General features: G+C 64.9%; 13 protein-coding genes, 1 tRNA gene and 2 pseudogenes. 12 read left to right on the forward strand and 4 right to left on the reverse strand.

Features of this window, described 5'->3' with window-relative positions:
* Positions 1-41: 41 nt before the first annotated feature.
* A tRNA-Ala gene (locus tag JF66_RS08365) sits at positions 42-114 on the forward strand.
* A 160-nt stretch (positions 115-274) separates the two neighbouring features.
* Entirely contained in the window at positions 275-664 is a 390-nt protein-coding gene (locus tag JF66_RS08370) for a YchJ family protein (protein ID WP_035876981.1), read from the forward strand.
* A gap of 28 nt (positions 665-692) precedes the next feature.
* Here the strand turns inward: JF66_RS08370 and JF66_RS08375 are convergent, their stop codons facing one another.
* Positions 693-1,070, reverse strand: coding sequence for a hypothetical protein (locus tag JF66_RS08375; RefSeq protein WP_035876982.1), 378 nt, complete (start codon positions 1,068-1,070; stop codon positions 693-695).
* A gap of 101 nt (positions 1,071-1,171) precedes the next feature.
* On the opposite strand from JF66_RS08375, the gene JF66_RS08380 reads away from it, so the two are divergent.
* The 5 genes and pseudogenes from JF66_RS08380 to JF66_RS08400 all read left to right on the forward strand — a co-directional run bounded on the left by JF66_RS08380 (position 1,172) and on the right by JF66_RS08400 (position 10,789).
* Positions 1,172-1,522 carry a TIGR02611 family protein gene (locus JF66_RS08380; protein ID WP_035876983.1) on the forward strand — a complete coding sequence of 117 codons (351 nt, stop codon included), beginning with the start codon at positions 1,172-1,174 and terminating at the stop codon, positions 1,520-1,522.
* Between the two features lie 211 nt (positions 1,523-1,733).
* Positions 1,734-3,941 (forward strand): glycogen debranching protein GlgX, encoded by a 2,208-nt coding sequence (gene glgX, locus JF66_RS08385; protein WP_051973295.1) that lies wholly within the window; start codon positions 1,734-1,736, stop codon positions 3,939-3,941.
* Entirely contained in the window at positions 3,938-6,235 is a 2,298-nt protein-coding gene (treY, locus tag JF66_RS08390; RefSeq protein WP_035876985.1) for a malto-oligosyltrehalose synthase, read from the forward strand. Before glgX ends, treY begins: the two co-directional genes overlap by 4 nt.
* A pseudogene (gene treZ / locus JF66_RS08395) lies at positions 6,232-7,997 on the forward strand (malto-oligosyltrehalose trehalohydrolase). The gene treY and the pseudogene treZ overlap by 4 nt, the downstream one beginning before the upstream one ends.
* Positions 7,998-8,098: 101 nt before the next feature.
* Positions 8,099-10,789 (forward strand): HAD-IC family P-type ATPase, encoded by a 2,691-nt coding sequence (locus JF66_RS08400; protein ID WP_035876986.1) that lies wholly within the window; start codon positions 8,099-8,101, stop codon positions 10,787-10,789.
* Positions 10,790-10,841: 52 nt separating this feature from the next.
* Here JF66_RS08400 and JF66_RS08405 read toward each other — a convergent pair whose 3' ends face one another.
* On the reverse strand, positions 10,842-12,179 hold the full coding sequence (locus JF66_RS08405; protein ID WP_035876987.1) for a class I SAM-dependent methyltransferase: 1,338 nt from the start codon (positions 12,177-12,179) through the stop codon (positions 10,842-10,844).
* Positions 12,176-13,552 (reverse strand): FAD-binding oxidoreductase, encoded by a 1,377-nt coding sequence (locus tag JF66_RS08410; RefSeq protein WP_035876989.1) that lies wholly within the window; start codon positions 13,550-13,552, stop codon positions 12,176-12,178. Before JF66_RS08410 ends, JF66_RS08405 begins: the two co-directional genes overlap by 4 nt.
* A gap of 202 nt (positions 13,553-13,754) precedes the next feature.
* Here JF66_RS08410 and JF66_RS08415 point away from each other — a divergent pair, with 202 nt between their 5' ends.
* The 5 genes from JF66_RS08415 to JF66_RS08435 all read left to right on the forward strand — a co-directional run bounded on the left by JF66_RS08415 (position 13,755) and on the right by JF66_RS08435 (position 20,088).
* The gene (locus tag JF66_RS08415; RefSeq protein ID WP_051973296.1) at positions 13,755-15,224 is read left to right on the forward strand and encodes an MFS transporter; all 1,470 of its coding nucleotides are present in this window, start codon (positions 13,755-13,757) and stop codon (positions 15,222-15,224) included.
* A gap of 109 nt (positions 15,225-15,333) precedes the next feature.
* Positions 15,334-16,875, forward strand: a complete 1,542-nt coding sequence (locus JF66_RS08420) for an arylsulfatase (RefSeq protein WP_035876992.1) — start codon at positions 15,334-15,336, stop codon at positions 16,873-16,875.
* On the forward strand, positions 16,865-17,821 hold the full coding sequence (locus JF66_RS08425) for a formylglycine-generating enzyme family protein (protein WP_255351517.1): 957 nt from the start codon (positions 16,865-16,867) through the stop codon (positions 17,819-17,821). The genes JF66_RS08420 and JF66_RS08425 overlap by 11 nt, the downstream gene beginning before the upstream one ends.
* A 236-nt stretch (positions 17,822-18,057) precedes the next feature.
* Entirely contained in the window at positions 18,058-19,128 is a 1,071-nt protein-coding gene (locus JF66_RS08430) for an alanine racemase (protein WP_035877001.1), read from the forward strand.
* Between the two features lie 663 nt (positions 19,129-19,791).
* Positions 19,792-20,088, forward strand: a complete 297-nt coding sequence (locus JF66_RS08435; protein WP_035876994.1) for a hypothetical protein — start codon at positions 19,792-19,794, stop codon at positions 20,086-20,088.
* 268 nt (positions 20,089-20,356) lie between these two features.
* On the opposite strand, the pseudogene JF66_RS08440 reads toward JF66_RS08435, so the two are convergent.
* Positions 20,357-20,679 (reverse strand): annotated as a pseudogene (locus JF66_RS08440) (MFS transporter); the annotation flags it as partial.

The following is a 20,679-nucleotide window of genomic DNA, read 5'->3' on the forward strand; positions in this document are numbered from 1 at the left end:
GTCTAAACAAGTTGTTTCGGGGCAATCCGAAACAACAATCCGGGTCCGTGGCGCAGCTGGTAGCGCACCTGCATGGCATGCAGGGGGTCAGGGGTTCGAATCCCCTCGGATCCACCCGAAATGCACAAAACCCCGACTTGGTCGGGGTTTTTTGCTTTAACCCAACTGCACGGTGTGGAAGTTTTTTTAACGGATTTGTGATCGACGGGCGTAGCCGCCGGTCTGGGTTGGGGCGGGGCAACGTCCGGTTCATCAATCGCGCGATAATTGACTCATGTCGTCTCTCCTCCCGCTTCGGTGCCCCTGCCTCAGCGGCGAAACCTATGCCGCGTGTTGCCATCGGTTTCACTCCGGAGAGGCGACGGCCCCCACAGCCGAGCTCCTCATGCGTTCGCGTTACTCGGCCTTTGCCGTGGGTCTTGCCGAGTACCTGCTGGCGACGTGGCATCCGCAGACCAGGCCCGAATTCCTCGATCTCGACGCCGACACGGTGTGGACTCGACTCGACATTGAGTCCACGAACCGGGGTGGCCCCTTCGACCGGGTGGGTGAAGTGCAATTCACCGCCCACTGCCGAAGCGGAGGCGCCCTCACTCGGCAACACGAGACCAGCAGGTTCGAGCGGGTGGGCCGCGAGTGGTTCTATGTCGACGGAATCGCATAGACCGCACTCGCGGTCACTGGGCGGCGTCTCAGGCAGGCAGGAACAGGGCCGCGAGCAATGCCACGTAGACCACTACAAAGACGCCAGGCGTGAGAAAGCGCACAACGTTCACCCACGGGCCTGATGCGACGATTCGGTGGCTCAGGGCCGATGTGGGGGCGGTGGCGCGCAGATCCGCGATGATAGCGAGCCCCTCATTGGCGGCTGCGATCTGCACAAGAGCCCCGAGTACGCCGGAGGCGAGCAGGATGCCCGCGGCGGCCACGCGTACGCTGAATTCCGCCGCACCAAGGCCGAGAACCAGCAGGGCAACGAGGGAGGTGAGCAGAAACGTGGGGGCAAGCTGCGAGATGATGATGTGCCAGCGCGCCTTGCTCCAGAGGGCAATAAGGTCGTGCTCGGTCATAACGGCTCCTGTCGACGAATGAGATTTCATTTTCCGTCCTAGTCTGGCGGTTCGCGAGCCCGACCCCGTGCTTTCCCAGCCTGAGCGCCTAGATTGGCATCATGACCGACCAGCTCGAACGCCGCGCGACTCGGGTCGGTGATCCGCGGCATCCGCTGTGGGCCTTCCTGCGCCGATGCCGCACGTGGGTCGATGGCTATCCGAGCCTGCGTTGGGTCTATCGCCTGGCGGTGGCCTTGCTCGGGACAGTGATCATCATCGTCGGCGTGATCCTGATTCCGTTGCCCGGACCGGGATGGCTCATTGTCTTTCTCGGCGTGGCGTGTCTAGGAACCGAGTTTCCTGCCGCACATCGAGTTGCCGCCTTCATGAAACGGGTACTGATGCGCGCGATGGCCTGGTGGCGGTCCCGACGTGCCGCGAACACTGCCCGCGCGACTGCTGCGGAATAAGTCTCGTCGTAGCGTGGGTCAGAGGCATACCGCCGCACGAGAAGCTGATGACGATAATCGAGCTGCACGGCACGCAGGTCGTCCCGATCGTGCACGACATGCTGGTGGTATTCCGCGCCGCCGCGACGGTCGGAAATGAGCCCCTAAATGGGTTAACGTACTGAGAGGGCACCCCGTGTGCTCTCGGTTAATCTCCATTTCGAGGAGTCTCATGGAAACCTGGCCCGGAACCGCTTATCCGCTCGGCGCGACTTTTGACGGTAGCGGCACGAACTTCGCCCTCTTCAGCGAGGCCGCCACCCGAGTGGAGCTCTGCCTGATCGACGACGAGGGTGTCGAGAATCGCGTGGAAGTGCGGGAGTCTTCCGCCTACATCTGGCACTGCTATCTCCCGCTTGCCCAGCCGGGTCAGCGCTATGGTTACCGCGTGCACGGCGACGGCGACTCGACCGCAGGCAACCGGGCGAACCCGAACAAGTTGCTGTTGGACCCCTACGCCAAGGCCACCTGTGGCGTGATCGACTGGGATCCGGCGTTGTATTCCTACAATTTTGGCGACCCCGATTCCCGGAATGACGACGACTCGGGGGCGCATATGATGCTCGGAGTCGTGGTCAACCCGTTCTTCGACTGGGCAGGGGACCGCCCGCTGCGCACTCCATACAACGAAACGCTCATTTACGAGGCGCATGTGAAGGGCCTCACAGAACTGCTGGAGGCGGTGCCGGAGTCACAGCGAGGCACCTACGCCGGCGTCGCTCATCCGGCGGTCATCGACCATCTGCAGAAGCTCGGCGTCACGGCCGTGGAGCTGATGCCGGTGCACCAGTTTGTCAACGACAGCACTCTGATGGACCAGGGGCTGAACAACTACTGGGGCTACAACACGATCGGATTCTTCGCCCCGCACAACAGCTACTCGTCCACCGGGGATCTCGGCCAGCAGGTGCAGGAATTCAAGAGCATGGTCAGAAGCCTGCACGCCGCCGGCATTGAAGTGATCCTGGACGTCGTCTACAACCACACGGCTGAGGGCAACCATCTCGGCCCGACGCTCTCGTTCAAGGGCATCGACAATGAGGCCTACTACCGGCTGATGGACGACGACAAGCGGTACTACATGGACTACACCGGTACCGGGAACACCCTCAACGTTCGGCATCCGCACGTGCTGCAGCTCATCATGGACTCCCTGCGGTACTGGGCGACAGAAATGCACGTCGACGGCTTCCGCTTCGACCTGGCCTCTGCCCTGGCCAGGGACCTCTACGACGTGGACAAACTTTCAACCTTCTTCGAGCTCGTGCAGCAAGACCCGATCGTGTCGCAGGTAAAGCTGATCGCGGAGCCCTGGGACGTGGGCCCCGGCGGGTACCAGGTGGGGAATTTCCCGTCCCAATGGTCGGAATGGAACGGGAAGTACCGCGACACCGTGCGTGATTTCTGGCGCGGCGAACCGTCGACCCTCGGCGAATTCGCGAGCCGCATCGCCGGGTCGGCAGACCTCTACGAGCACTCGGGCCGACGCCCCATGGCCTCGGTCAACTTCGTCACTGCCCATGACGGTTTCACACTCGCGGACCTGGTCTCGTACAACGAGAAGCACAACGAAGCCAACGGCGAAGACAATCAGGACGGGGAATCACACAACCGATCATGGAACTCCGGCGCGGAGGGTCCCACGGACGACCCGGAGGTGCGTGCCCTGCGTGCCCGTCAGCACCGCAACTTCCTGGCAACTCTCCTGCTGTCGCAGGGGGTTCCCATGCTGCTGCACGGCGACGAGCTCGGCCGCACCCAGAACGGCAACAACAACACGTATGCCCAGGACTCCTCACTCAGCTGGATCCACTGGGACGAGGCGGATCAGCCTCTGATCGAGTTCACCGCGGCGATCTCCCGCCTGCGACGGGACCATCCCAGCTTTCGCCGTAGCCGGTTTTTCGACGGACACCCCGGCACGCGTGTGGAGGGGGAGACTCTGCCCGACATCGTCTGGCTCAACGTCAACGGTGAAGCGATGCAACCGGAAGACTGGGACAAGACCGGCACCCGCATGGTGGCCAAGTTCCTCAACGGCCAGGGCATTCGTGAGCGTGATTCCCGCGGGCACGAGATCACCGACGTCAACTTCCTGCTGTGCTTCAACGCCGACGCCGAAGACGTGGAATTCACCCTTCCGCCGGAAGAATATGCGGCGGAGTGGGAGATCGTGGTCGACACCGCCGGCGAGGGGGCGGATGAGATTCCCCGGCCGGCCGGCGCGATCCAGACCATCGCCTCCCGATCACTGGTTGTTTTGCGGGCCTACACGGCGCCGCTCTCGGCGCCGGATCACTCGGTGGCCGCTTCGCTGGCCGGGCTCACCGGTGCGATCGTACTTCCAACACTCCAGGCTCGGTCCGGGTCAGAGCAGTGAGGGTGCCGGTCTCGACCTACCGGTTACAGGTTCGCGAGTCATTCGACCTGGATGCGGCGGCCGAGGTCGTCGATTACCTGACCCGTCTCGGCGCGGACTGGGTATATCTGTCTCCACTGCTCCGGGCCGAGGTCGGGTCCGACCACGGCTACGACGTGGTCGACCATTCCCGGGTCGACCCGGCCCGTGGCGGGGCGGCCGGACTGGATCGGCTTGCGGCGGCTGCTGCGGGTGCCGGACGGGGCGTGCTCGTGGACATCGTGCCCAACCACATGGGCGTCGCTACGCCGACACAGAACGCGTGGTGGTGGGACCTGCTGCGCTTGGGCGAGGCATCGCGCTACGCCGAGGCTTTCGACGTGGACTGGGCTTTCGGTGGCGGCAAGCTCCGCATTCCTGTGCTCGGCGACGACCCGACTGAGCTCGATCGCCTCGAGCTCGTCGGCGATGAACTGCACTACTACGACAACCGGTATCCGGTGGCACCGGGCAGCGCCGCGGATGGGGCATCTGTGGCCACCGTCTACGCGCGGCAGCACTACGAGCTCGTGAACTGGCGGCGCGCGGATGCCGAGCTGAATTATCGGCGTTTCTTTGCGGTGAACAGTCTTGCGGGACTGAAGGTCGAGATTCCCTGGGTATTCGAGGAGTCCCACGCCGAGATCATACGCTGGGTGAGGGAGGGGCTCGTCGACGGCCTGCGGGTCGATCACCCCGACGGGCTGGCCGACCCGGGCGGGTATCTCGACCAGCTGCGCGAAGCCACGGGTGGTGCGTACGTTCTTGTCGAAAAGATCCTCGAAGGGGCCGAGCAACTGCCCACGAACTGGTCTGCGGCAGGAACCACGGGCTACGACGCCCTGGGCGACATCGACCGGGTACTCGTTGACCCGGCCGGGCAGGAAGCGCTCGACACACTCGAGGCCGGATTGCAGGGTCGTGCATCGGTGTGGAGCGACCTCGTGCACGACAACAAACGTGTGATCGCGGATGGCATTCTGCGTTCCGAGGTGCTCCGGCTGGCACGGCTTGTCGCGGGCGCCACGAGTGACACCGCCGACGCGATCGCCGAGCTGCTCGCCTGTTTCCCCGTGTACCGCTCGTATCTTCCGCTCGGCGCGCACCGGCTGCAGGAGTCCGCGAGCCGTGCTACCCGGCTCCGCCCCGAACTCACGGGCGAGATAGAGCGGCTGCTGCCCCTGCTGCTCGACCCGCAACATCCGGTGGCCGTACGTTTTCAGCAGACCTCGGGCATGGTGATGGCCAAGGGTGTCGAAGACACCGCGTACTACCGTTTCAGCCGGCTGACCTCACTCAATGAGGTCGGTGCCGATCCGGACGAATTCGCCATTGGCACGCAGGACTATCACCGTCGACAGCAGCACCGGTTGGCCGCATTCCCGGCCTCCATGACGACCCTCTCCACGCACGACACGAAGCGCGGCGAAGATGTGCGTGCGCGCGTCGACGTGCTCGCCGAGATCCCGGCCGAGTGGGAACGCATCCTCGGCACGTTCCGGGCTGCCGCACCGTTGGGCGACCCTCCCTTCGAGAACCTCCTGTGGCAGGCGATCGTGGGTGCCTGGCCGATCTCGCCGGAGCGTCTCGGTGCCTACGCGGAGAAGGCCGCGCGCGAGGCGGGTACGTCCACCGCGTGGACCGCACCGAACGCCGCGTTCGAAACGGCGCTGCGGGCCCTCGTGACGGCCACCGGCGATGATCCGGCCCTGCGTGAGGTCATCACGGCGTGTGTCGAACGGGTGCGGCATGCGGGGTGGAGCAATTCCCTCTCCGCGAAGCTGTTGCAGCTCACCGCCCCGGGTGTGCCCGACGTGTATCAGGGCAGTGAACTGTGGGAAACATCCCTGGTTGACCCTGACAACCGCCGAGCGGTCGACTTCACTCTGCGGCGGGACTACCTCGAACGCGTCGATCAGGGATGGTTGCCGCCCGTGGACGAGACTGGAGCCGCCAAGCTGCTGGTCACCAGTCGGGCGCTGCGCCTGCGGCGCGACAACGCGGGGCTCTTCACCCGGTACGCACCCGTCGCCGTTCTCGGCACGGCGGCACGGCACGTCATCGCCTTCGACCGCGGTGGCGCTGTCACGGTGGCCACCCGATTGCCGCTCGGTCTGGCGGCCGCCGGTGGCTGGGGCGACACCACGATCGTGATTGCCGGTCGCACCTGGGTGAATGTTCTGACCGGCGAGAGCTTCGAGGGCGGTGTGCTCCGCGTGAGCGACCTGCTCGGTCGGTATCCGGTCGCCCTCCTGGCCCCTGAAGGGATCTCATGATCAACGAGCGCTTTGCCGTGTGGGCGCCGACGGCGTCAGAGGTACATCTCGTGCTGCGCGCCGATGGGCGGGAGACCACCCAGGAGATGCGTCGGGGCGATGACGATTGGTGGCGGCCGGCGGCATCTCCCGCAACGGCGACTAACGCGGAATATGGCTTCCGTGTCGACGGACGCGGCCCGTTTCCCGACCCGCGCTCGCGCCGTCAGCCCGGCGGTGTGCACGACCTCTCGCGCGGGTTCGACCCGTCCGACCATGTCTGGACTGACAGCGCCTGGACGGGACGGCAGCTCGCAGGCAGCACCATCTACGAAATGCACGTCGGCACATTCACTCCGGAAGGCACGCTCGAGGCGGCCGCCACCCGGCTGCCGCACCTGGCATCCATCGGCGTCGACTTCATCGAGTTGCTTCCGGTGAACGCGTTCAACGGAACGCACAACTGGGGCTACGACGGTGTGCTGTGGTTCGCCGTACACGAGGGATATGGGGCCCCGCGGCATATCAGCGCTTTGTCGACGCGTGCCACACCGCAAACATCGGCGTAATTCAGGACGTCGTGTACAACCACCTCGGACCCAGCGGCAACTACCTGCCGCAGTACGGTCCTTATCTCAGTGATCAGGCCGGCAATACCTGGGGATCGTCGCTCAATCTCGACGGAGCCGACTCGGGACCGGTGCGGCGATACATCATTGACAATGCGCTGATGTGGTTGGGGGAATACCACGTCGACGGGTTGCGCCTGGATGCCGTGCATGCACTGCGCGACCACAGCGCCCTTCACCTGCTTGAGGAACTGGCCGTGGAGGTCTCCGCCCTGAGCGCGGCAACCGGCCGCCCCCTGAGCTTGGTGGCTGAGTCCGACCTCAACGACCCGCGACTGATCACGGGGCGCGAGGCCAACGGCTATGGCCTCGATGCCCAGTGGAGCGATGACTTCCACCACGCCGTGCACGTGGCCCTCACCGGCGAAGTGACCGGGTACTACTCCGATTTCGAACCGCTCGGCGCGCTCGCCAAGGTGCTGAGCAAGGGTTTCTTTCACAACGGAACCTATTCGAGTTTCCGGGGCAGAGTGCACGGGCGAGAGATCGACACCGAACGGATGCCGACGTGGCGGCTCGTTGTCGCCTCACAGAACCATGATCAGATCGGCAACCGGGCAATCGGCGACCGGCTCACGGCGCAGCTGGATGCGGGCCAACTCGCGATCGCGGCCACGCTCACGCTGCTCGGTCCGTACACGCCGATGCTTTTCATGGGGGAGGAATGGGGTGCGACCACGCCCTGGCAGTTCTTCACCTCACACCCGGAGGCCGAGCTCGGTGAGGCCACGGCGCGCGGTCGCATCGCGGAGTTTGCCCGCATGGGCTGGGATCCATCCGTGGTGCCCGACCCGCAGGATCCGGCAACCTTCGAACGTTCGACGCTGGACTGGCACGAACTCGAGCAAGCGCACCACGTGCGCATGCTCGAGTACTACCGCGCCCTCGCGGCACTGCGCCGGTCAACCCCCGACGTGACAGACCCCCGTTTCGACCGGACGACGGTGGAATTCAGCGAAGCGGATTCCTGGCTGCGGCTGCGGCGCGGCCAGACCCGCATTCTGGTCAACTTCGGGGCCACGGCTCGGTCGCTGCCGGCGAGTGCCGGGCCGGTGCTGCTGTCCTTCGCGACAGATGGTGCGGCGGTCCTCCGGCGCGGCTCAGGCTCGATCGTGCTCGCCGCCCACAGCGTGGTCGTGCTGGGGCGGCCCTGACCGCATCCCCTGACACTCGAGGGGCAGCGAGGACGGCGCGAGGGCGGCCACGGCTCCGTCACGGGGTTGCCATGCCCGCGGGGGTACAGGAAACTGACAGCATGACTCCGCAGCCGATCGATTCCGCCCCGGTCGTGGCCGTCGCGCCACCGTGGCATGCGTTGAGCACCGAGGCTGTATTCCGTGAACTAGCCTCCTCACCGAACGGCCTCGACGTCGCCGAGGCCGCGGAGCGGCTCCGTACGGCCGGCCTGAACGAGTTGGCCGTTGCCGGCCGCACGCCCTGGTGGCGGGTGTTGCTGCGTCAATTCGTCAGTCCCTTGATCGGCATCCTTCTCGTTGCGGCGGTTGTCACCGCTCTCCAGAAGTACTGGGTGGATTCCGGTGCCATCTTTTTGGTCCTGTGCCTCAATGCCTCTCTCGGCTTCGTGCAGGAGCGCAAGGCAGAGTCCGCCGTACGAGCGCTGCAATCACTCTCAACGCCCTCGTGTCGCGTGCTGCGCGACGGCGACGAACGGGTGATCCCCGGACCCGACGTCGTACGGGGCGATGTTGTCCTGCTGGAAAGCGGTGAGCGGGTGCCTGCTGATCTTCGGCTCTTCCTGGCCAATGCCCTGGAAATCGACGAGTCGATGCTGACCGGTGAGTCCTTCGTGGCGGCCAAAACCACCGTCCCCCTCGCCGAGGGCATCGCGGATTCAGACAAGACGAATGTCGCCTTCAGCGGCACCTTCGTGGGCAGCGGTCGCGGCCGAGGAGTTGTGATCGCCACCGGAGCTTCCACCGCCCTCGGCGAAATCAACGCTCTCGTTCAGGGCCCATCCGGCAAGACACCGCTGCAACTGCTGACCCATAGCCTGGAGAGGTCTATAGGCTTCGTCATCCTTGGTGCCCTGGTTTTCGTTTTCATCGCCGGCATCGTCCTCGGCAACGACGCCTCCACCATGTTCCGAACGGCCGTCGGACTCGCGGTCGCCACCATTCCCGAGTCCCTGCCCATTGTGCTGACCGTCGCGCTCAGTCTGGGTGTGTCCCGGATGGCCAGGCGAAACGCGATCGTTCGCATTCTCCCGGCAGTGGAGACTCTCGGCTCCACGAACGTGATCGGGTCGGACAAGACGGGGACGCTCACCGAAAATCGACTCACCGTGGAGAGGATCTGGACCAGGTCGGGCCTGCTGGACTTCACGGCGGAGCCGGGCGCGCTCACCGATCTGGAACCTGTCCGCGCCACGCTGCGAGCGGGGGCCCTGACCAACGAGGCAACTCTCTCCGCCGATGTCGCCGATGAATACTCGGGCGATGCCGTCGACGCTGCGATGGCCCGGGCCGCTGTCACCCGGGGTGCAGTGACCGAGCAGGAACGCCGGATGAACCCCGTGGCCCACCAACCCTATGAGCCTCAGCTGCGGTATTCGCAGACCGTTCACGTCGGCCCCGACGGACGGCTCACCCTCTACGTCAAGGGGTCGCCGGAGACAGTCGTGGAAGCCTCCGTGGCCATAGCGGGATCTGTCGCTGACGAAGATCTTGACGAAGCCGCGGTTCTCGCGGCGAACGAGCGCATGGGTCGACAGGGCCTGCGAGTCATCGCGGCGGCATCCCGGCGCGTCGCCGCCGAAGAAAACCTGACTGACCCACTCGACCCGCCGAGCGGGCTCACATTCCTGGGCATGGTGGGCATGACCGACCCGCCACGCGCGGGCGTGGCTGAGGCGATCCAGGACTGCAGACGAGCCGGGATCTCCGTGATGATGATCACGGGGGATCACCCGGTGACCGCCGCAGCGATCGCCGACAGGTTGGGCCTGGCGACGGGCACGCGTCCGCTGACGGGGCCCGAGATGGCCGACCTGACCGACGGAATGCTGGCCGCGCGCCTCGAGGAAACCAGCGTCGCGGCTCGGGTCTCACCGCAGGACAAGCTGCGGATCGTCCACACCCTGCAGGGCACCGGCAAGATCGTGGCCGTCACCGGGGATGGCGTCAACGATGCCCCCGCGCTCAAAGCGGCATCGATCGGGGTGGCTATGGGGCGTGCTGGCACGGACGTCGCCCGCGAAGCCGCCGACGTGGTGCTCACCGACGATAACTTCGCCACCATCGTGCACGCCGTCGAAGAGGGCAGGGTGACGTTCTCGGCGATTCGCAAGACCACCTACTTCCTGCTGTCCACGGGCGCCGCGGCATTGGTTGCGGTGACCCTGAGCGTCTTCGCGGGAACCCCTCTCCTCTTCCTTCCCGTTCAAATGCTGTGGATGAACGTCGTGACCAACGGTGTGCAGGACATTGCTCTGGCGTTCGAGCCCGCCGAGGGGGACGAACTCACCCGGCCACCGCGGGCGCCTGAGGAGGGGATCCTCTCGCGCACCCTCTGGTTCCGGGCCGGAATAACCGGCGCATGGATGGCCCTGGCGGTGCTCCTGACGTTCATCGTTGAGCTGCGTCTCGATTATCCCGAGGTGCACGCGCGGACCATGGCGCTGACGGTTTTCGTACTGCTGAGTTTCTTCCAGGTCTTCAGCTCCCGGGCCGAGTCCAAGTCCCTTTTTCAGCTCAGGCTGCTGGCCAACAAACCGCTCCTCTTCACATCGTTGGGCGCCCTGATCCTGCACTGGGTCGCCATGACGTGGCCTGTTTCTGAAGACCTGCTGGGCTTCACGACGCTCAACGCGTGGGAGTGGTTTTTGTGCGTGGCCATCGGTTCGACCGTGCTCGTCCTTGTCGAGGCGGAGAAGGTCGTGCGCCGGTGGTCGCACCGCCGCGACACGGAAAGCCGGCCGTCCACCTGACCGCACGGTCGGTTGAGAAGGCGGTCGAACCGGTGACCCGCGCTCGCCCGTATCAGGGCGTCCACCACGGGCGGAGCGGCAGCGAGCCGATACCGCCGCCAGGATCGGGCTTGACCGCCAGTACCTGGTGCAGCTGGATGCCCCCGGTCTCGAAGGCGAGCCGTGACCCGGCCATGTAGAGGCCCCACACCTTCGCGGTGTGCAGACCGACCTCGGCGACGGCCTCATCCCAGTGCTCAACGAGATTGGCGCACCAGTCGCGCAGTGTCAGCGCGTAGTGCTGGCGCAGGTTCTCCTCGTGCACGACCTCAAGCCCCACATCCTGGGCTGCGCTGATGATGCGGCCCGAGCCGGTGAGTTCCCCGTCGGGAAACACGTACCGATCAATGAACCCGCGGGTGAACGGTTCCGACGTGTTCTCCGGCCGGGTGATGCAGTGGTTGAGCAGCATCCCGGAGGGGCGCAGTCGTGACTGCAGGAAGGCGAAGTAGGACGCATAGTTGCGCACTCCGATATGCTCAAGCAGCCCGATCGACGAGACGGCGTCGAATCCGGTTTCGGCAACGTCCCGGTAATCGCCGTAGCGGACCTCGGCCAGATCGGCCAGGCCTTCCTCGGCGATCGCCTGCTGCGCCCATGCGGCCTGTTCCTGAGAGAGCGTCACGCCGGTGGCGGTGACGCCGCGGCGGGCGGCGTAGCGCACCATGCCTCCCCACCCGCACCCGACGTCGAGCAGTCGGTCGCCCGGCTCCAGGCACAGCTTCTCGAAGACCAGCCGGTATTTGTTCTCCTGCGCCTCCTCCAGTGTCGCGTCGAGACGCGGGTAGCAGGCGCATGTGTAGGTCATCGACGGCCCGAGCACCCACTCGTAGAAGGTGTTCGACACGTCGTAGTGGTGGTGGATCGCATCCGCGTCGCGGCTCTTGCCGTGTCGAAGACCGCCGGCTGCGCGCCGCCAGCGCGGCGGTGCCTCCTGTGGTGGCGGTGCGATCGGGCGCAGGTGCTGGGCGCCGATGGAGCGAATGATGTGGGCGATCACTCGCGGTGACGGCAGGGAGAAGACCAACTCGCCGGCGAGCGCCCTGAGGAGTTCATAGGGATCGCCGGGGTGTACTCCGTGCACCTCCAGGTCACCGGAGATGTAGGCGCGGGCGAGGCCCAGGTCGCCGCGGCCGGTGGCCAGGTAGGTCGTGCCTCGCGGCGTTTTCAGCTCCAGTCCCAGAGGCGCGTCGGGCGGGCCTGCCGAACTTCCGTCGTAGGCGGTGAACCGCAGCGGGAGCTGCCCCCCGGCGAGGATCTCCAAAACCTCGGCGAGTGTAAGCTTGCGCTCCGGGTTCGGCGGCGCTGCCCGCTCCCCACTGCCGCGCCGGGTTTCCTTGAACGTAGTCATCGTCGTTGCACCGCCTTCGCATAGAGATCGAGGAGACGTGCATCGGGGTCGTACCGCTGTTTCACGGCCCGATAGAGGTCTCCGCCGTAGAGTTCCCCGAATTCCTCGGGGGAGTAGTACGAGTCGGAATACAGCGATTTATGCCCGTGGAGTTGTGTGACCGTGCGTTCGATCAGCCGGTTCGTTTCGCCATCGATCAATCCCACCGGCACCGTCGACCAGAAGCCGACGTTGACGTAAGCCCGCCCGGGGCGCATCGGGTACAGCGGCCACCCGGCGCCGCGCAACCGCAGGGGGCACAGCCAGATGGGCGCGATGGGAATGGTGGCGAGGAACCACTCCACGAACTCCCCACACCGGTCGATCGGCACCTCGACGTCCTGCACAACTCGTTCGCGCGGCGGACGACCGTTGAGCCGCTCGATGCGATCGCCGATGTGGAATCGCTGTTCATAACGCATCAACGCCGCATAGACGCTGCTGCGCCGAAGTGCTCGTGGCCAGAGCCGACGAACCCACGGACGCTGTGCTCCGAAGGCCTCCGAGCACCAGAACCAGTCGGTGTCCCACCGCCACAGATAATCGTGAATCGTGAGTCGGTCACGCGTGAGGGCGCCATCGTGCCGGATCGAGCGGTAGTAGACCTGCTGGCCGGTGTAATCGCTCACCGGGCCGGGTACCGAGGTCCTGGTGCCCAGCGTGAGGTAGCTCTCGTGTGCGCTGAAGACGACGCCGTCGAGGAAGTCCACCGGCTCGCCGTCCACCTCCCTGGTCTCGACAATTCGGTCCATGGCCGCAACCAGGTCGGTGAGGGAATGAAAACGCAGGTGCCGGAGCGCGACGAACGGTTCGACCGGTTCCAGTTCGATGCGCAGTCGCACCGCGTACCCGAGTGTGCCGTAGGAGTTGGGAAACGCACGGTAGAGGTCGTCGTGCTCGGTGGGGGAGACGGTGACCACGTCTCCCGCGCCGGTGAGAATGTCCATTTCCAGCACGGATTCGTGCGGCAGTCCGTTCCGGAAGGATGTCGACTCGATGCCGAGGCCGGTGACCGCGCCGCCCAGGGTGATGGTCTTCAATTGCGGCACCACCAGGGGCGCCAATCCGTGGGGCAGAGTCGCGGCGACCAGATCTTGATAGGTACACATTCCCCCCACGTCAGCCGTTTTCGTGTTCACGTCCACCGCGATAACGCCCGTCAAGCCGGATGTCTCCAGACCCGCGGTCTGCGCCTTCGCCCGTGTCCGGAAGAGGTTGGAGGTGGGCTTGGCGAGCCTGACGGATGCCGTCGGCGGTACCGCCCGATAGCTCTCGAGGAGGCGCTCCACGCCCGCGGCGTGAGCGGTCCGAGCGTCGATCTCCGGAGGGGACACGCCACCAAACTAGTCCCAAATGGGGTAGGCCCGCACGGCGGATGCACACGAAGTTCTCCATCTCGGCTGGGAGAGCGCCCACAATCCGGTCCCGAGCGTGAAGGGAAGGGCGACCGACCCTTAACCTTTCTACGGCGCAGAAGATCTGCCGCTCGTAAGCCATTTGGACTGCGTGTTCCCTCGCTCACGAAAAAGGATCCTCATGCGCCTTCGCTGGCTCGCTGTTGTGGTGCTGCTTTTTGCCGCCTTCATGGACCTGCTTGACACGACGATCGTCAACGTCGCCCTCCCCGCCATCGAAAAGGATCTGAACGCCACCGCCGCTCAGCTGGAGTGGATCGTGTCGGGATATGTGTTGTCCTTCGCCGTACTGCTGATCACCGGGGGGCGTCTCGGTGACATCTTCGGTCGGAAACGGATGTTCCTGATCGGCGTCACGGGATTCACCCTCGCCTCGGCGTCCTGTGCGGCCGCCACCAGCGGCGACATGCTCGTGGTCTCGCGCCTGGTGCAGGGTGCCTTCGGCGCGATGATGATCCCCCAGGTGCTCTCGATCATCCAGGTCATGTTCGCGCCGAAGGAGCGTGCCGGGGTGTTCGGCGCTCTCGGGGCCATCTCCGGTCTGGCGGCCGTTGCCGGGCCGCTGATCGGTGGCATCCTCGTGACGCAGAATGCTTTCGACCTGGGCTGGCGCAGTGTTTTCATCATCAACGTGCCCGTTGGTGTGCTGCTGTTCATCGCGGCCGCCATCTGCATCCCGGAGTCACGCACCGCCACGCGCGTCAGCCTCGACCTCCTCGGCGTCGTCCTGATCTCGGCGACCCTTTTCCTGCTGGTCTATGGCCTAATCGAAGGTCGCGAGCTGGGCTGGCCCGTGGGCATCTGGGTGATGCTCGGGGCGAGTCCCGTTCTGCTCGGGGTGTTCATCTGGTACCAGAGCCGGCGCGACCGGAACTCCGGCTCCGCGCTCGTTCCGACCTCCCTCTTCCATAGTCGCGGTTACTCGGCCGGCGTGATCACCTCGTTCTCGTTCAGCGCGTCCATCGGCGGATTCTTCCTGATCCTGGTGCTCTATCTGCAGATCGGACTGGGCTTTACCGCAATCGGTGCCGCACTCACCACCCTGCCCTTCAGCATCGGCGCTCTCGTCGGCAGTGGAGTCGCGGTGCCGCTCGGCCCGCGGCTGGGCAAGCGCCTGATCCTGATCGGTGCGGTTGCGCAGATCATCGGCTATCTGTGGATCGCGAACATCGTCGCGGCTCAGGGCAACGCTCTGGTTGGTCCGGACCTGATCGCGCCGATGGCCCTCGCAGGCCTCGGGCTGACGCTGCTCGTCGTGCCGCTGACCGACGTTGCCCTCGCGCAGACGTCGATCGCCAATGCCGGAGCGGCATCGGGCGTGCTCGGAACCTTCCAACAGGTGGGCTCGGCAATCGGGGTGGCCGTCGTGGGCGTCGTCTTCTTCGGCATCGTCGGGGTTACCTTCGCACCCAACGTGTTGCTCGACGCCTTCCTCGGCGGTATCTGGGTGCCTATCACGGCGCTGTCTCTCGCCGCGCTCGCCAGTTTCCTCCTGCCCAACGTGGCCCAGGTCGCAGCTCACAAGGCCGACGCCGAACGTGCCATGGAGCTCGAGTCGGAGTCGGTCGTGGGGGACTCCGTGAGCGTATAGCGGGGCGTTTGGCGATACATCCCCTGTCGTAGCGAAATCCCGCAACCCTGCTATCGTGTGCGCCAGATGCGCCGGGTCGGCGCACTCAGTCGAGAGTGGAAGGGTCCTGATGCCTGCAGGCAAGCCGAATATCCTGGTCATCTGGGGCGATGACATCGGAATCACCAATCTGAGCGCGTACAGCGAGGGCCTGATGGGGTACCGCACCCCGAACATCGACCGCATCGCGGACGAGGGTATGAAATTCACCGATGCGTATGGTGAGCAAAGTTGCACCGCAGGCCGTGCGTCGTTCATCACCGGGCAGAGCGTGTTTCGCACGGGACTGAGCAAGGTGGGTATGCCGGGGTCGGACATCGGGCTTCAGCCCGAGGACCCGACCATTGCCGAGCTCCTGAAGCCCCACGGCTACAGAACCGGGCAATTCGGCAAGAACCATCTCGGCGACAAGAACGAGTTCCTGCCAACGGTTCACGGCTTCGATGAGTTCTACGGCAACCTGTACCACCTCAACGCCGAAGAAGAGCCGGAATTGGCTAACTGGCCGACGGTGGAGGAATTCCCGGAATTCAATCGTCGTGCGCGGCCGCGAGGGGTCATCCACTCGCATGCGAGCGTTGACGATGACGACACGGTGGATGAACGCTACGGCCGGGTAGGCAAGCAAAAGATAGAAGACACCGGGCCGCTGACCAAAAAGCGAATGGAACGCATCGACGACGAGTTTGCTGCGTCGGCCATCGATTTCATCGGGCGCGCGCACACGGCTGAGACCCCGTTCTTTGTCTGGGTGAACACAACGCACATGCATTTCCGCACGCACCCGAAGCCCGAAAGTATCGGGCAGGCCGGCCGATGGCAGTCCGAGTACCACGACACGATGATCGACCACGATGCGCTCGTCGGAGAACTCCTCGCTCACCTCGACGAACTCGGCATCGCCGATGACACAATCGTGATCTACTCCACCGATAACGGCCCGCACATGAACACGTGGCCCGACGGCGCAATGACCCCGTTCCGGAGCGAGAAGAACACGAACTGGGAAGGCGCTTTTCGAGTACCCCAGATGATTCGCTGGCCCGGGCACATCGCAGCCGGGGTCGTGTCGAACGAGATCATCCAGCACCACGATTGGCTGCCGACATTTCTGGCGGCAGCCGGCGACACGACCACGGTGGGCGAACTCACAACGGGCAAGACGATCGAGGATCGCACGTATAAGGTGCACATCGACGGGTTCAACTTCCTTCCGTATCTCACCGGCGAGGCAGCACGGGGTCCGCGGGACTTTTTCGTGTACTTCTCGGATGACGGTGATGTGCTCGCGCTGCGCTATGACCACTGGAAGGCGGTCTTCATGGAGCAGCGCACGCCCGGAACGCTCGCAGTGTGGGTCGACCCGTTTGTCACGCTCCGCGTGCCGAAGCTCTACAACCTGCGAACGGACCCCTTCGAACGTGCCGAGATGACATCGAACACGTACTACGACTGGGTGATGGACAACAACTACCTGCTGCTGGCCGCCGGCACGGTGATGGCGCGATTCCTGGCCACGTTCATGGAATTCCCGCCCCGCCAGAGGGCCGCCACCTTCACGATCGGCCAGGCCATGGAGAAGTTGGAGGGGTTCCTTGCCGGTGGGGACTAGCGTGCCCGTGGGCGTCGTCGCCCCGCCCCGGGCCTCGCAGCATGGACTCGTGTGGATCCCGGGCGGCGAATTCACCATGGGGTCGGATACGAATTATCCAGAGGAAGCGCCGGCGCACCGAGTGCGCGTCGACGCCTTCTGGCTCGGCGCGCGACCCGTCACAAACCTTGAGTTCAGCCGGTTCGTGATGAGAACCCATTACACGACTGTCGCTGAGCGAGCCCTTGATCCGGCACATTTTCCCGGGGCGCCGCCCGAGAATCTCGTGCCCGGCTCCATGGTCTTCACGGGCACCGCCGGGCCGGTGGACCTGCGTCATCTCAGCCAATGGTGGGCCTGGACTCCGGGAGCCAACTGGCGTCGGCCTTTCGGGTCGGGGTCGACGATCGCTGATCGGCGTGATCATCCTGTCGTGCATGTCGCGCACGAGGATGCGGTGGCCTACACGACGTGGGCAGGCCTGCGGCTGCCCACGGAGGCGGAGTGGGAGCGGGCTGCTCGCGGCGGGCGAGCTCATCAGGACTTCACCTGGGGAGACGAACCGGAAACCGCGGGGCGTCCCCTCGCCAATTATTGGCACGGTGATTTTCCCTGGCGTGCGGACTCTGGCTATGGCTCGACGACCCCGGTCGGGTCATTCGTGGGCAACGACTTCGGACTCAGCGACATGGCAGGCAACGTCTGGGAATGGACCGACGACTGGTTCACGAACTTCACACCGGATGACGGATGCTGTTCACCCGTGAACCCCGCGGGTGGGAGCCGCGAGCACAGCGTCACTGACGCGGACCCGTTTCTCGTTCCCCGCAAGGTGATCAAAGGCGGTTCGTTCCTGTGCGCCGACAGCTACTGTCGGCGTTACCGGCCGTCTGCCCGGCGACCCCAGATGATCGACACGGGGATGAGCCACGTCGGCTTTCGCTGTGCGCTCTCCGCTCAGGGCTGAACCGGAGCCGCGTCGCCGCGCCGCGCTGGTCTCCATGTCGTTCGGCCGTGAGCTCTGAGCGTGCACGTCACGGAACACGTCCGCGCGCCCTACGCGTCGCCGACTCTCACGTCGTCGTCCAGGGCCACGAAAGCGTCAACGTTCGAGGACCGGGCTGCGGCCGATGGGCGTCGAAGGTCATCGTCACCAGATTCTGTTCCGTCATCATGTCGCTCCCGTCTCAGTACGCTGGAACGGTGACCACTGCCCTTCAGACTCCGCCCACGCCGTCGCTCGTCATCGATGAGGAGCGCCTCGACCACAACATCTCCGGTATGGCCGCCTTCGCTGCCCGTGCGGGGTTGGCTCTCCGCCCGCACGTCAAGACGCACAAATCGGTCGAGATCGCCCGGCGCCAGGTCGCTGGCGGCGCAATCGGCATCACGGTCGCGACGATTTCCGAGGCAGAAGTCTTCGCCACGGCCGGCCTGACGGACATCTTCATCGCCTACCCGCTGTGGCTCGATGTGGACAAGGCCGCGCGCCTGCGACGAGTGCTGACGATCACGCCGCTGCTTATCGGAATCGACTCTGTCGAGGGAGCCGCCCGGCTCGCGGAGGGAGCGACGGGGCTGTCTGACCGTCTTAGCGTTCTCGTGGAGGTGGATTCCGGCCATCATCGCAGTGGGGTGCTTCCCTCGCAGGTCGGACGCGTCGCGAGCGCTGCGGCGGAGCTCGGGCTCGACGTGGCCGGCGTCTTCACTTTTCCGGGCCACAGCTACTCGCCTGACAAACGAGAGGTCGCGGCGGCGGATGAGATGCAGGCACTTGTCGAGGCCGTGGCCGCGTTGACCCGTGAGGGAATTACCGCTCGCATTGTCAGCGGCGGATCAACCCCGTCCGTGCAGTTTTCGGATGCGTCGGTTCTCACCGAGCTCCGCCCCGGCGTGTACGTTTTCGGGGACGCCCAGCAGTGGGAGCTCGGTACGTGTTCCTCGGACGATATTGCGCTCACCGTGCTCGCGACCGTCGTCTCGCGCTCGCCGGAGCGGGTAGTGGCGGATGCGGGGAGCAAAGCGCTCGCCGCCGACCGGGGCGCTTTTTCCAGCGGCTTCGGCCGGCTGCTCGACTATCCCGAGGCGCGATTGTCGGCGATCTCCGAACACCATGTCACCATCACGGGCATTGACTGCCCTCCCGGAACCCGCCTGCGGGTCGTGCCCAACCACGTGTGCAGCGCGGTCAACCTCGCGGACGAGTATGTGGTGGAGCGGGCAGGGCGGGTCGTCGCCACGTGGCCCGTCGACGCGCGAGGCCGCAACATCTAACTCGATCTCGGCCAGGTGCGGGCGCGCACTCGTGGCACTCTTCTGCCCACGCGGCGCTCGTTGAATCGGGTGCCCGGCGGGCAGAAAAGTTGTCAGTTCGCAGGCTAATCGAGGCAATAATCATTCATATCGAGACTGCTTTTCGAGTCAGCCGCTAGTTCTGCCTGCGCAGAGCGCCCTCCTCCCGGACTGGACCCCTGCCTCGGCCGCCGAACCGCTAGTCACCGCGATCTCGATAACTGACGGCACACCCATCCTCAGTGTCCCGTGACCGTCCATTTCGGACCTTTGTCACCCACTTCGGACAATCCGGCTGCCACGCTCGTTGAGATTCATGCCGCTGTCTTGAGCCGCCGTCACGCGAATCTGGGCCTCAGCCCGTCGCAGTTGACGCACCCCAGCGGGATTTCCTAACGCGACAGGGCAAACGGGACAAATTCGCTCAGACGTGGTGCGCGGCCCCGCCTTTACGGGGCATTCCCGCAGGAGGTCCCGCTTACGGGCAGTGTGATCCGACGGTTCAACGGTAGCCCTCGCCCGCGTCGGCACCGGAACCTGCACCTGCACCTGCACCTGCACCTGCACCTGCACCTGCACCGATTGTTCAGCTTCCCTATGAGGCGTTCCTTCGCTTGACCGTGACCGCCCGGTTAGAGTCGGAACATGATCGACTTCGAATTCTCCCTTGATCGGGAATTGTTCCGCATCAGCGAACGACGTCAACCCAACGGAGAAGTCAGCTACGATTTCGCGTGGCTCAACGGTCCTGCTGAGGGGACCTATGGGTTCACCTTCTCCGCTTTCGGAGCCAAGTCCCCCTCCGAGCACCCCCCTCAAATGTCGCGGGAACGGCTAATCGAGGAGGCACGCGGTTTCTTACAGAATTTCTATGCGAAGAACGGGATTGGACCTACAGATTTTCCCGATCACATCCGACCAGGTGATGGCGACAGCAACTGAGGCGACGGCCGGTTCATGCCGCACGGTTGGTGTGCCTACATTTCCTCCGTACCCAGACGAGCCATATGGCGATCAATGCCGGTCGGACGACGCCGCCATCTCGTCAAGCCGAAGCGGAGGCAAACCCGCAAGAGGTTCCCTTTTGACACGGCGTCAGCTTCGTGGCCATTGAGCGGATTGGCCGCAAATCTGTCGCGCAAGCCGTCCGGCTTGCGGGCATGCTCAATGCGTTTGGCGGATCACCTCTCGCATAGCGTTGGATGGCGTTTCAAGTGCTTGGCGGGGGGTCCTCGGCGGCGTCAATCGCGGCGTTGCTGAGCACGGGCATCAACACCAAGAGGCCGAGCGTGAGCAGCCCCATGATTCCGAACATGGTTTGCAATCCGAGCCATTGGGCCAGGAGGCCGCCCGTTGCTGCGCCGATGGGCATCGTGCCCCAGGCCAGCAGACGATAGACGCTGTTGACCCTTCCGAGTAGTTCGTTGGGTGTGATTCTCTGACGCAGTGAAACGGTGATCACATTCCAGAGCACGACCAGCAGCCCTCCGATGAAGAAAATCAGACCGAGTATGAATGGGTTGTTGGTGACGG

The organism is Cryobacterium sp. MLB-32 (assembly GCF_000738085.1).
Lineage (GTDB): Bacteria > Actinomycetota > Actinomycetes > Actinomycetales > Microbacteriaceae > Cryobacterium.

What these genes read in the sequence shown, in the direction of transcription:
- JF66_RS08370 (WP_035876981.1), top strand. Translation starts at nt 275, where the DNA reads ATGTCGTCTCTCCTCCCGCTTCGGTGCCCCTGCCTCAGCGGCGAAACC.
- JF66_RS08375 (WP_035876982.1), bottom strand. Translation starts at nt 1,070, where the DNA reads ATGACCGAGCACGACCTTATTGCCCTCTGGAGCAAGGCGCGCTGGCAC.
- JF66_RS08380 (WP_035876983.1), top strand. Translation starts at nt 1,172, where the DNA reads ATGACCGACCAGCTCGAACGCCGCGCGACTCGGGTCGGTGATCCGCGG.
- glgX (WP_051973295.1), top strand. Translation starts at nt 1,734, where the DNA reads ATGGAAACCTGGCCCGGAACCGCTTATCCGCTCGGCGCGACTTTTGAC.
- JF66_RS08400 (WP_035876986.1), top strand. Translation starts at nt 8,099, where the DNA reads ATGACTCCGCAGCCGATCGATTCCGCCCCGGTCGTGGCCGTCGCGCCA.
- JF66_RS08405 (WP_035876987.1), bottom strand. Translation starts at nt 12,179, where the DNA reads ATGACTACGTTCAAGGAAACCCGGCGCGGCAGTGGGGAGCGGGCAGCG.
- JF66_RS08415 (WP_051973296.1), top strand. Translation starts at nt 13,755, where the DNA reads ATGCGCCTTCGCTGGCTCGCTGTTGTGGTGCTGCTTTTTGCCGCCTTC.
- JF66_RS08420 (WP_035876992.1), top strand. Translation starts at nt 15,334, where the DNA reads ATGCCTGCAGGCAAGCCGAATATCCTGGTCATCTGGGGCGATGACATC.
- JF66_RS08435 (WP_035876994.1), top strand. Translation starts at nt 19,792, where the DNA reads ATGATCGACTTCGAATTCTCCCTTGATCGGGAATTGTTCCGCATCAGC.